We start from the raw sequence: 12,139 nt of genomic DNA, 5'->3' as shown, positions 1-12,139 counted from the left end.
GAGGCACATCAAGGAAGCTGTGGCTTACAATAAATTTAGGAGGAACCCTTGTGAAGGCCAGATATAGTGTAATTGTCCCCATGTATAATGAGGAGGAAGTCATTCAGGTAACCTACGAGCGGCTCAAAAAAGTAATGGATGAGTGCGGGGATACCTATGAGCTCGTGTTCGTCAATGATGGCAGCCGGGACCGTACAGCTGAGATTATGCGCGGAATCAGTAATAGGGATGAGCATGTCAAGCTGATTGACTTCTCCCGTAACTTCGGCCACCAGGTGGCGATTACGGCGGGCATGGATTATGCTGAAGGTCAGGCTGTCGTGGTGATTGACGCAGATCTCCAGGACCCGCCGGAGGTTATCCTGCAGATGATCGCCAAGTGGAAGGAAGGCTATGAGGTAGTCTATGCCAAGCGGCTGAAGCGCCACGGAGAGACCTTTTTCAAGAAGGTGACGGCCAAAATCTTTTACCGTCTGCTCAGCAGCATGACCAGTGTGGAGATTCCCACAGATACAGGGGATTTCCGGCTGATCGACCGCAAGGTCTGCGATGTGCTGCGCGGTCTGAAGGAGAAGAACCGTTATGTACGGGGGCTGGTGAGCTGGGTCGGCTTCCGGCAGACCATGGTGGAATATGTGCGGGAAGAACGCTATGCCGGGGAGACGAAATATCCGCTCAAAAAAATGATCCGCTTTGCGCTCGACGGAATCACCTCCTTCTCGCATAAGCCGCTCAAAATCGCCTCCTATGTCGGCTTCTTCCTGTCCTTTTCCAGCTTCATCTACCTGTTCCTGGTCTTATTCCAGAAGGTCTTCACCTCCTGGACCGTGCCGGGCTGGGCGTCCATCGTCGGGGTGAACCTGTTGTTTAACGGCATTGTGCTGATGCTGCTGGGCGTCATTGGCGAATACATCGGACGGATCTATGACGAATCGAAGGATAGACCGCTCTATATCGTGCGCGAGACCAGAGGCTACCCGGATACAGAGGCTGAAGACACCCGGAAGGAAAGTGATTATGCAAGATAAGGCTTGGCGCGCAGGCATGATTCAGTTTCTGAAATTTAATGCGGTGGGCCTGCTTAACACATTCATAGATTTTGCGGTATTTACCCTGCTGCATTCCCTGGGGATGCTTAACACTCCTGCACAGATTATTTCCTACAGTGCCGGGACGGCCAACAGCTTTTTCTGGAATAAGAAGGTGACCTTTAAGGGAAGAGACAGAGGCGGGGATGGCGGCTTTGACCGGATGCAGCTGGTGAGATTTATTGTCCTGAATCTGCTGGTGCTGGGCATTTCGGTGCTGCTGATTCATCTTCTGACGGACCGGCTGGGGATACAGGTACTGCTGGCCAAGGTGCTGGTTACCTTCATTACAGTGATCATTAATTTCTTTGGAAGCCGGAAATGGGTATTCTAAAGAGACAGCATATCTTCCCGGTATTCTGAGGAGGTAGCACTTATTCTATATTGCGGAGGCGATTGTCATGCGGAAGTTATCCTATTTGATTATACTTGCCGGGGTCCTGATTATGCTCTACCCCAAAGGAAGCGAATGGTACGAGGACGCTCAGCAGCAGAAGCTGCTGGAAGAGGCCGAACAGGCTTATAGTGAAATCGTTCCTTCGGCTACCGCTCCTGCCAGCCAGGATCTGAGCAAGCCTTATGCGGAAGTCACCCAGCTGCTGGCGGAAGAGTCTGGTGCAGAAGAGCCGGTACCCACTACAGCGCCCGAGATTGAAGTTGGAGGCAAGATCACCGCCATTATTGAAATCGACAAAATCGATCTGAAGCTTCCTGTACTGGAGGGCGCCACCAAGACCAATATGAAGCATGCTGCGGCGCATATGAAGGTGACGGCTCCGATTGGCGCGGTAGGCAATGCAGCGATTGCGGCACACCGGTCAAGAACGGCAGGGCGGCTGTTCAACAGACTGGATGAGGTCGGTAAAGGGGATACCATTACTGTTATTACAAGCGGCCAGGAATACAAGTATGTTGTATATGATGTATCTATTGTAGAGCCTACCGATATTTCGGTGCTGAAGGGAAAGGATGATGATAAGATTCTGACTCTTATTACCTGTGATCCGCTTGTCAACCCGACCCACAGACTTATAATTCATGCCAAGCTGACCTGAATCTATCAAGACAAGGCGATAAAGGTCGAAAAAAACATAAAATTTTAGTATATTTGTGGTGGAATCTAGCATTTTGGGTCTTGATAATAGATAGAGGTATGGTAAAATAGAACTATCAAAAGCTAATACACGATAACGGCAAACCTATCGAAAGGTAGGGACGCAAAGCTACAGGGCCTTCCCGTCATGGATGGCAGCCAGCTACCGAATGAAGAGGCTTTTTTTGTTTGTTTTAATTCAGAATCTGTCATTATGTGGTAGTAGATTGGACAGATAAAGCTTATACGATAACGGCAAACCTATCGAAAGGTAGGGACGCAAAGCTAAAGGGCCTTCCCGTAAGAATGGCAGCCAGCTACCGAAAGGAGTTTTATCCATGAAAAAGTTTTATTTAATGCTGATTACACTTTTTGTGATCGTCACTTCCGTGCAGACAGGCACTGCTCAAGCCGCTAATGCAGATTCAGGCTGGTTAAATGTTGGACAACTTGATCAAGGGGTCATCGGGGTTTCGTACGACGTTCCTAAGGACAAGAAGATGAAGCTCATGATTACCAAGGACAATAACAGCTATACTTACAACTTATACACCTCCAAGCCGAACGAGACGTTCCCGCTGCAACAAGGTAATGGCTCTTATAAGGTTTCCGTTCTTGAGAATACTACCGGCAACAAATATAAAGTGCTATCTTCCGAGACTGTATCTCTCTCCATGAGCAATGTGAATGCCGTATATTTGAGCTCCGTACAGAATGTAAAGTGGAGTTCTTCCGATAAATCCGTTCAAAAGGCAGCCCAGCTTACAAAGGGTCTGACTACAGATGCAGACAAAGTTAAGGCTATCTACAATTACATCGTAACTAACGTGAAATATGATTACTCTCTGGCTAACAGCGTAAGCACAGATTATATTCCGAACAACGATAACACGCTTGCTACCAACAAAGGGATCTGCTACGATTACGCATCCTTGTTCGCTACTATGCTCCGCAGTGAAGGGATTCCAACCAAATTGGTTATGGGGAATACAAGCTATGTAACTTCATACCATGCCTGGAACGAAGTGTTCCTGAACGGCAAATGGGTAACGATTGATACTACAGTTGATGCAGGTCTGGGCAAGAACACAGCATCAACAGAACTGGTCAAATCAGCAAGCAAATATACTGCAGCGAAATTCTACTAAAAATAGCTGTGAACTATAGCATTACCTGAGAATAACCCGCTTAATGATTAAGCGGGTTATTTTTATTTATATAAAGGTTGCTTTTTAATAGAAGGATAGGTTATTATAAATAAGCGTTGTTGGAGCGGCAAAGGAAATGAGAGATTACTTAAATAAGTGATTTCGAAAATAAAGCTTGCATTGCTCGGAAGAACGTGATATATTATAAGAGTTGCTGGTGACGCGGTAATCGTCGCTGACAACGAGCTTGATCTTTGAAAACTGAACAACGAGTGAGTATCTGGAGATCACTTCGGTGAGATCCAAAATTAGAGAATGTAACAATTCTCGTCAGATGTTTCAAAATGAGCAATCGCTCTTTCTAAATACCAATTTGGAGAGTTTGATCCTGGCTCAGGACGAACGCTGGCGGCGTGCCTAATACATGCAAGTCGAGCGGAGTTTGAGAGGAAGCTTGCTTCCTTTCAAACTTAGCGGCGGACGGGTGAGTAACACGTAGGCAACCTGCCCTCAAGCCTGGGATAACTACCGGAAACGGTAGCTAATACCGGATAATTTCTTTCTTCTCCTGAGGAGAGAATGAAAGGCGGAGCAATCTGCTGCTTGGGGATGGGCCTGCGGCGCATTAGCTAGTTGGTGGGGTAACGGCCCACCAAGGCGACGATGCGTAGCCGACCTGAGAGGGTGAACGGCCACACTGGGACTGAGACACGGCCCAGACTCCTACGGGAGGCAGCAGTAGGGAATCTTCCGCAATGGGCGCAAGCCTGACGGAGCAACGCCGCGTGAGTGATGAAGGTTTTCGGATCGTAAAGCTCTGTTGCCAGGGAAGAACGTCCGGTAGAGTAACTGCTGCCGGAGTGACGGTACCTGAGAAGAAAGCCCCGGCTAACTACGTGCCAGCAGCCGCGGTAATACGTAGGGGGCAAGCGTTGTCCGGAATTATTGGGCGTAAAGCGCGCGCAGGCGGTTATTTAAGTCTGGTGTTTAAACCTTGGGCTCAACCTGAGGTCGCACTGGAAACTGGGTGACTTGAGTACAGAAGAGGAAAGTGGAATTCCACGTGTAGCGGTGAAATGCGTAGATATGTGGAGGAACACCAGTGGCGAAGGCGACTTTCTGGGCTGTAACTGACGCTGAGGCGCGAAAGCGTGGGGAGCAAACAGGATTAGATACCCTGGTAGTCCACGCCGTAAACGATGAGTGCTAGGTGTTAGGGGTTTCGATACCCTTGGTGCCGAAGTTAACACAGTAAGCACTCCGCCTGGGGAGTACGGTCGCAAGACTGAAACTCAAAGGAATTGACGGGGACCCGCACAAGCAGTGGAGTATGTGGTTTAATTCGAAGCAACGCGAAGAACCTTACCAGGTCTTGACATCCAACTAACGAAGCAGAGATGCATCAGGTGCCCTTCGGGGAAAGTTGAGACAGGTGGTGCATGGTTGTCGTCAGCTCGTGTCGTGAGATGTTGGGTTAAGTCCCGCAACGAGCGCAACCCTTGACTTTAGTTGCCAGCAGGTGAAGCTGGGCACTCTAGAGTGACTGCCGGTGACAAACCGGAGGAAGGTGGGGATGACGTCAAATCATCATGCCCCTTATGACCTGGGCTACACACGTACTACAATGGCCGGTACAACGGGAAGCGAAGCCGCGAGGTGGAGCCAATCCCAGCAAAGCCGGTCTCAGTTCGGATTGCAGGCTGCAACTCGCCTGCATGAAGTCGGAATTGCTAGTAATCGCGGATCAGCATGCCGCGGTGAATACGTTCCCGGGTCTTGTACACACCGCCCGTCACACCACGAGAGTTTACAACACCCGAAGTCGGTGGGGTAACCCGCAAGGGAGCCAGCCGCCGAAGGTGGGGTAGATGATTGGGGTGAAGTCGTAACAAGGTAGCCGTATCGGAAGGTGCGGCTGGATCACCTCCTTTCTATGGAGAATCGTTTCCTGCAACGGAAACATTCAAATCTTAAATCTAGCCGGTCGGCTAGTTACTCACTCGTTGGTCAGTTTTGAGAGCTCAAACTCTCACGCAAGAAACTTGATCCTTGAAAACTGGATACCGAAACGAATTTGCGTTTTAGAACATTCCTTTAAGCTGAACTTGTGTAAACAAGTTTTGAAGTTTTTAGCGATACTGAGCGATGGTTTTGGATTATGAGGGACTTTTGGCTTTGAATATTCTAGCAGGCGGAGTAATCCGGTTGCGCTATTCAAAACAAGATGAGCGAATAAGCCAATACCGGAGCGATTTGGTTAAGCTACTAAGAGCACACGGAGGATGCCTAGGCGCCAGGAGCCGACGAAGGACGTGGCGAACAACGAAACTGCCTCGGGGAGCTGTAAGCAAGCTTTGATCCGGGGGTGTCCGAATGGGGAAACCCAGCTGTGGTAATTCGCAGTTACTCGTATCTGAATACATAGGATACGCAGAGGCAGACCAGGGGAACTGAAACATCTAAGTACCCTGAGGAAGAGAAAACAATAGTGATTCCGTCAGTAGCGGCGAGCGAACGCGGAACAGCCTAAACCAAGGGGCTTGCCTCTTGGGGTTGTGGGACGTCTCACATGGAGTTACAAAGGAATAGGGTAGGCGAAGAGGTCTGGAAAGGCCCGCGATAGAGGTAAAAGCCCTGTAGCCGAAATGGTATTCTCTCCGAGACGGATCCCGAGTAGTGCGGGGCACGTGAAACCCCGTATGAATCCAGCAGGACCATCTGCTAAGGCTAAATACTACCTGGCGACCGATAGTGAAACAGTACCGTGAGGGAAAGGTGAAAAGCACCCCGGAAGGGGAGTGAAATAGAACCTGAAACCGTGTGCTTACAAAAAGTCAGAGTCCTCTTTATGGATGATGGCGTGCCTTTTGTAGAATGAACCGGCGAGTTACGTTTAACATGCAAGGTTAAGGTGAGAAGCCGGAGCCGCAGCGAAAGCGAGTCTGAATAGGGCGACTAAGTATGTGGACGTAGACCCGAAACCGTGTGATCTACCCCTGTCCAGGGTGAAGGTGCGGTAACACGCACTGGAGGCCCGAACCCACGCATGTTGAAAAATGCGGGGATGAGGTGGGGGTAGCGGAGAAATTCCAATCGAACTCGGAGATAGCTGGTTCTCCCCGAAATAGCTTTAGGGCTAGCCTCGGTGAATGGAGTGGTGGAGGTAGAGCACTGATTGGGTGCGGGGCCCGCAAGGGTTACCAAGCTCAGTCAAACTCCGAATGCCATTTACTTCTTGCCGGGAGTCAGACAGTGAGTGCTAAGATCCATTGTCAAAAGGGAAACAGCCCAGACCATCAGCTAAGGTCCCCAAGTGTGTGTTAAGTGGGAAAGGATGTGGAGTTGCACAGACAACCAGGATGTTGGCTTAGAAGCAGCCACCATTGAAAGAGTGCGTAATAGCTCACTGGTCGAGTGACTCTGCGCCGAAAATGTAACGGGGCTAAACACACCACCGAAGCTATGGCTAGATGCTTTGCATCTGGGGTAGGGGAGCGTTGTGTAGGGGTTGAAGGTGTACCGTAAGGAGCGCTGGACACTACACAAGTGAGAATGCCGGTATGAGTAACGAAAAGATCAGTGAGAATCTGATCCGCCGAAAGCCCAAGGTTTCCTGAGGAAGGCTCGTCCGCTCAGGGTAAGTCGGGACCTAAGGCGAGGCCGACAGGCGTAGTCGAAGGACAACAGTTTGAAATTACTGTACCACCGTAATCCGCTATGAGCGATGGGGTGACGCAGGAGGGTAGTGACGCGGACTGATGGATGTCCGTCTAAGCAGTGAGGCTGGTGTGTAGGCAAATCCGCACACCGTAAGGCTGGGCTGTGATGGGGAGCGAAAATTACAGTAGCGAAGGTCATGATCTCACACTGCCAAGAAAAGCCTCTAGTCAGGAGAAGGTGCCCGTACCGCAAACCGACACAGGTAGGCGAGAAGAGAATTCTAAGGCGCGCGGAAGAACTCTCGTTAAGGAACTCGGCAAAATGACCCCGTAACTTCGGGAGAAGGGGTGCCTCGGTAGGGTGAATAGCCCGAGGGGGCCGCAGTGAAAAGGCCCAAGCGACTGTTTAGCAAAAACACAGGTCTGTGCGAAGCCGTAAGGCGAAGTATACGGGCTGACGCCTGCCCGGTGCTGGAAGGTTAAGGGGAGCGGTTAGGACGCAAGTCCGAAGCTGTGAACCGAAGCCCCAGTAAACGGCGGCCGTAACTATAACGGTCCTAAGGTAGCGAAATTCCTTGTCAGGTAAATTCTGACCCGCACGAATGGCGTAACGACTTGGGCGCTGTCTCAACGAGAGATCCGGTGAAATTTTAATACCTGTGAAGATGCAGGTTACCCGCGACAAGACGGAAAGACCCCATGGAGCTTTACTGCAGCTTGATATTGAATTTGGGTACGATCTGTACAGGATAGGTGGGAGCCGTTGAAGCAGGAGCGCAAGCTTCTGTGGAGGCGCCGTTGGGATACCACCCTGATCGTATCTAGGTTCTAACCTAGTACCGTAACCCGGTACGGGGACCGTGTCAGGCGGGCAGTTTGACTGGGGCGGTCGCCTCCTAAAGAGTAACGGAGGCGTTCAAAGGTTCCCTCAGAATGGTTGGAAATCATTCGCAGAGTGCAAAGGCATAAGGGAGCTTGACTGCGAGACCTACAAGTCGAGCAGGGACGAAAGTCGGACTTAGTGATCCGGTGGTACCGCATGGAAGGGCCATCGCTCAACGGATAAAAGCTACCCTGGGGATAACAGGCTTATCTCCCCCAAGAGTCCACATCGACGGGGAGGTTTGGCACCTCGATGTCGGCTCATCGCATCCTGGGGCTGAAGTAGGTCCCAAGGGTTGGGCTGTTCGCCCATTAAAGCGGTACGCGAGCTGGGTTCAGAACGTCGTGAGACAGTTCGGTCCCTATCTGTCGTGGGCGCAGGAAATTTGAGAGGAGCTGTCCTTAGTACGAGAGGACCGGGATGGACGTACCGCTGGTGCATCAGTTGTTCCGCCAGGAGCATGGCTGAGTAGCTACGTACGGACGGGATAAGCGCTGAAAGCATCTAAGCGTGAAGCCCCCCTCAAGATGAGATTTCCCAACATGTAAGACCCCTTGAAGACGACGAGGTAGATAGGTTGGAGGTGGAAGTGCAGCAATGCATGGAGCTGACCAATACTAATCGGTCGAGGGCTTATCCAAATTTCGATCACGCAGATTCGTTTCGGATCCAGTTTTCAGGAATCAAATTCCTGAATGATTTTAAGCTGCATGTCCTTTCTAAGGATTGATATTTTGCGGGAGTGATCTCACAGATGTCTAGGCAGCGCAAAAATCACGTTTGGTGGCGATAGCGGAGGGGTTCCACACGTACCCATCCCGAACACGACCGTTAAGCCCTCCAGCGCCGATGGTACTTGGACCGAAGGGTCCTGGGAGAGTAGGACGTTGCCAAGCACTTAAGACCACTGTTGATTACTCAGCAGTGGTTTTTTTGTATGTATGGGGTGATGGCTGAAGGATACGAAGAAAGAAGGATACAGAGGGACAAGCATACACAGAAAGTAGGAGAAGGAATAGAAGACAGTTGGATTTTCTACACTTGCTGAGGAAGAAAAGGGTGATACTCGGACAGCAGTTGGATAAACCACACGTACTGAATACGAATTTAGCCCAAGCCATCGTAATGCTCCTCAACAGATGCTATTTATCCAACTGTTTCAGCTGAACGCGCCGAAACCGGCGAAATAAGATGCGTTTATCCAATTGCTTCAGGCGAACCGATCGAAACTAATTAGAGTGGCAGGTCACTTCTACTGCTGCAGCCTTCCAACAGAAACCAGCAAAGCGAAAAATCCTTCTATGCTTGGTGAAATTGAAGACGAGCAAGTAAGCTCTAGATGTGGACAGCTTGTGTGCAGATCAAAGAAAAATTCAAGCGGAAGAATACTTATGCACATGTGGATAGATTTAGATTTTTTTATACTTCTCCCCAAATAATGTGGATATCCGGTAAAATAATGTGGATAGATGCGGAAAATTGGGGATAGATATGCAAAGGAGTGTATGGTTATGGACAAGCATAGCAAGCTTTTGTGGACAGAGGCGTTCCAGGTTCATGCGAGTGATACTGACTTTCGCTCGAAGGGCAGATTGTCCTTCCTGCTTGATATCATGCAGCGTGCCGCAGATTTAGCGGTTAGCAATCTGGGGTTAAGTAACGATGAAATGCTAAAGTCGGGGATGGGCTGGATGGTCATTACGATGGATCTGAATCTTCAGCGTGAACCGTTGCAGGGGGAGCTGCTTCGTGTACATACCTGGAGCAAAGGCAATAAAGGGGCGCTCTGGCAGCGGGATTACCGGATCTATGACAGCCAGGATATAGAGCTTGCCTCTGCACGCTCCATCTGGGCACTGGTGGATATTAAGAAGCGGAAGATCCTGCGTCCATCGGCTCTTCCGATAGCTGTGGAGCCTTATCTCGAGGATTCGGTAGGAGACCAGCCGGACAAAGTAGTGATTCCGCCGGAGCTTACTTTGCAGGAAGCCTACACTTATCAGGTTAGATACAGCGGGCTGGATAACAATAGACATCTCAACAATGCACGTTATGTTGACCTATGCTGTGATGCGCTGAACTTGGAGGAATGGGAAGCGCGGGAGCTTACCGGCCTGCATATTACTTATGCACAGGAAGCCCAGTATGGCGAGGAAATTACGATTCTGCGCACTCCGCTGACCGATGATGGAGTATATATCCGGGGGCAAGGCAGCGGCCGGATGTATTTTGAGGCTTGTCTTAAGCTTAAGAAATAGGTTACTATCCAATATATTTAATTCAATTGCATTCAATTAAGACAGTTGCCTGGATTCCAAGGGACTGTCTTTTTTTAAAATATAAGAATTTATTTCATCCACACTATAACTTATCCTTATATTTCTCGCTGAAACGATACAGCCCTTAAGAAGGACGGCAAAGCCGTTTCTACTTGTATTCGCTATTTCCTGATATGTCACAAATACACAGTTGGCAGACGTTATACAGGTGTACAAGGAAAATGGAGGTGATTCTTTTGGAGCAAGGCAACCCCGGGGGCCAAATGAATCCAAATGGGATGGAAGAAGCTATTCAGAGGGTACACGCAGGTGACAGACAAGCTTTCACTGTCATCATTACTGCTTATGAAAGGCAGATCTATACGTATTGCTATTATATCTTAAGGAGCCGTGAAGAAGCAGAGGATGCTGTGCAGGATATATTCGTTAAGGTGTATCAGCAGCTTGGGCGTTATGAGAAGCGGGTTTCTTTTTCGGCCTGGCTGTATAAGGTGGCTTATCATCATTGCCTGGACCAGCTCCGCAGACGTAAGCGCCGCAGCCGGTTGCTGTCCCTTTATAAACTGCAACTGATGACGAATCAACAAGCATTGCCGGAGGAGTCACCGGTAGACCGGATTTTTGAAAAGCTCACTTCAGAAGAGCGGGGATTACTAATCCTTCGTGTCATTGAACAATATAGCTTCGAAGAAATTGCGATGATTACCGGAAGCAGTTCGGCGGCGCTCCGCAAAAAGTATGAACGGCTCCGTAAAAAACTGATCCAGGAAAAAGCGGATGAAGGAGGAGGATGCGCTCATGGAGAAGTGGCAGAATCAAACTGAGCAACAGATGCTGGAACACATCCGCAGCAACATGGGAAGAATCCAGCTTCCGGTAGATAGCTATAATGAGCAGATTATGAACCGCATTGAACTTTTGGAGACCAGAGGAGGAAATAAATTGTTTAAAAAGACGTTAGCAGCTGCAAGTATAGCCGCCCTGATAGGGCTCGGTACAGTAACTGCAGGATTCATCTCTCCGGCCTGGGCCGAAACCTTGAGTCAAATCCCTGTGTTCAGCAGTATATTCAAGCATACGGACAACCCGGGATTAAAATTGGCGGCGGAACAGGGCCTGACGACTTCACCTAACATGAGCGTAACCAAAGATGGAGTGACGTTAAGTGTTACGGAGGTATTTTATGACGGGATTCAACTGGCCCTTGGATTCAAAAGAGCTGGTGTAGCGGATGAGCGGATGCTGGCGGAGATTACTGATTATAAAACCAACGAATTCGATCAATCGACCAAAGGACTGTTGGGATTGCCTGAAGTTACCCTGGAATCTGGTGAGCGTATTGGCTTCGGCTCTTCTTCTACAGGAAACGTACAGGGGCAACCTAATACCCTTTTATTAGAAATGAGGGAATTGTGGAATACATCAGCTCTTGGAGATGAATTCAAGATTAATATCAGTGTGCCGGTTGCCCAGATCGGCGAGCCCTTTAAGTTCCAGGTAACGGTGAAAAAACTTGCGGAGGGCATCATCAATCTTACTCCGGGTCAGGGGGCAAGCATCGGCTCCTTCCATTATAAAGTGAAGAGTCTGGACATTACACCTGCTGCCATGAGACTAGTGATAACCAGTGACGGGGAAGTGCCTGCATCACCGGAGCAGACTGGGGAATTTGGTCCAACTGAGGTATTCTATGAGCTTGTGGATGATGCCGGTAATGTTATGGGTCCAAAGGGTCTCGGGTATGCCATGATGAAGGCGGTTCAGCATCCTATCGTGGATAGCCTGTACAATAACTTCCCGCAAAAACCTAAGACGATTACGGTCAGACCGTATACAATGACTTTGGATAATGAGCCGAAACTCTTGTTGGATGCTGATGGGAAACCGGTGAAAACTTATATGAAGGAGCTTGAAACAACGATACAAATTCCTTGAATTTCAGAAAAGTTAGGTGTGAAATAAATTATAATCTAGTCCGCGTCTGCTGTG

At 49.3% G+C, this 12,139-nt stretch carries 7 protein-coding genes, 3 rRNA genes and 2 riboswitches; all 10 genes read left to right on the top strand.

Annotated features, from left to right (window positions below):
* Window positions 1-50 precede the first annotated feature (50 nt).
* The 10 genes from NSU18_RS16330 (at window position 51) to NSU18_RS16285 (ending at window position 12,085) form a co-directional block, all read left to right on the top strand.
* Window positions 51-1,028: a glycosyltransferase family 2 protein gene (locus NSU18_RS16330; protein WP_341014700.1), complete on the top strand. Its 978-nt coding sequence runs from the start codon at window positions 51-53 to the stop codon at window positions 1,026-1,028.
* The gene (locus NSU18_RS16325) at window positions 1,018-1,422 is read left to right on the top strand and encodes a GtrA family protein (RefSeq protein WP_341014699.1); all 405 of its coding nucleotides are present in this window, start codon (window positions 1,018-1,020) and stop codon (window positions 1,420-1,422) included. Before NSU18_RS16330 ends, NSU18_RS16325 begins: the two co-directional genes overlap by 11 nt.
* A gap of 67 nt (window positions 1,423-1,489) precedes the next feature.
* Window positions 1,490-2,143, top strand: a complete 654-nt coding sequence (locus tag NSU18_RS16320; protein WP_341149548.1) for a class D sortase — start codon at window positions 1,490-1,492, stop codon at window positions 2,141-2,143.
* Window positions 2,144-2,270: 127 nt separating this feature from the next.
* A riboswitch (cyclic di-GMP riboswitch) is annotated at window positions 2,271-2,352 on the top strand.
* 73 nt (window positions 2,353-2,425) lie between these two features.
* Window positions 2,426-2,506: riboswitch (cyclic di-GMP riboswitch) on the top strand.
* A 13-nt stretch (window positions 2,507-2,519) separates the two neighbouring features.
* Window positions 2,520-3,329, top strand: a complete 810-nt coding sequence (locus NSU18_RS16315) for a transglutaminase-like domain-containing protein (RefSeq protein ID WP_341014694.1) — start codon at window positions 2,520-2,522, stop codon at window positions 3,327-3,329.
* Window positions 3,330-3,699: 370 nt separating this feature from the next.
* Window positions 3,700-5,260, top strand: a 16S ribosomal RNA gene (locus NSU18_RS16310).
* A gap of 324 nt (window positions 5,261-5,584) precedes the next feature.
* Window positions 5,585-8,512 (top strand): 23S ribosomal RNA (locus tag NSU18_RS16305).
* A gap of 138 nt (window positions 8,513-8,650) precedes the next feature.
* Window positions 8,651-8,767 (top strand): 5S ribosomal RNA (gene rrf / locus NSU18_RS16300).
* Together the 16S, 23S and 5S rRNA genes form the textbook arrangement of a ribosomal RNA operon.
* A 615-nt stretch (window positions 8,768-9,382) precedes the next feature.
* The gene (locus NSU18_RS16295; protein WP_341149547.1) at window positions 9,383-10,129 is read left to right on the top strand and encodes an acyl-[acyl-carrier-protein] thioesterase; all 747 of its coding nucleotides are present in this window, start codon (window positions 9,383-9,385) and stop codon (window positions 10,127-10,129) included.
* 257 nt (window positions 10,130-10,386) lie between these two features.
* Window positions 10,387-10,974 carry an RNA polymerase sigma factor gene (locus NSU18_RS16290; RefSeq protein WP_341149546.1) on the top strand — a complete coding sequence of 196 codons (588 nt, stop codon included), beginning with the start codon at window positions 10,387-10,389 and terminating at the stop codon, window positions 10,972-10,974.
* Window positions 10,949-12,085 carry a DUF4179 domain-containing protein gene (locus NSU18_RS16285; RefSeq protein ID WP_341149545.1) on the top strand — a complete coding sequence of 379 codons (1,137 nt, stop codon included), beginning with the start codon at window positions 10,949-10,951 and terminating at the stop codon, window positions 12,083-12,085. The genes NSU18_RS16290 and NSU18_RS16285 overlap by 26 nt, the downstream gene beginning before the upstream one ends.
* The last annotated feature ends 54 nt before the right edge of the window (window positions 12,086-12,139 follow it).

The organism is Paenibacillus sp. FSL H8-0048 (genome assembly GCF_038002825.1).
Taxonomy (GTDB): domain Bacteria; phylum Bacillota; class Bacilli; order Paenibacillales; family Paenibacillaceae; genus Paenibacillus_AQ.
Note: the sequence above shows the minus strand (reverse complement) of the source record. Positions and strands in the feature narration are given on the sequence as shown.

Coding starts and splice junctions, on each gene's coding strand:
- NSU18_RS16325 (WP_341014699.1), top strand. CDS start 1,018: ATGCAAGATAAGGCTTGGCGCGCAGGCATGATTCAGTTTCTGAAATTT.
- NSU18_RS16320 (WP_341149548.1), top strand. CDS start 1,490: ATGCGGAAGTTATCCTATTTGATTATACTTGCCGGGGTCCTGATTATG.
- NSU18_RS16315 (WP_341014694.1), top strand. CDS start 2,520: ATGAAAAAGTTTTATTTAATGCTGATTACACTTTTTGTGATCGTCACT.
- NSU18_RS16295 (WP_341149547.1), top strand. CDS start 9,383: ATGGACAAGCATAGCAAGCTTTTGTGGACAGAGGCGTTCCAGGTTCAT.
- NSU18_RS16285 (WP_341149545.1), top strand. CDS start 10,949: ATGGAGAAGTGGCAGAATCAAACTGAGCAACAGATGCTGGAACACATC.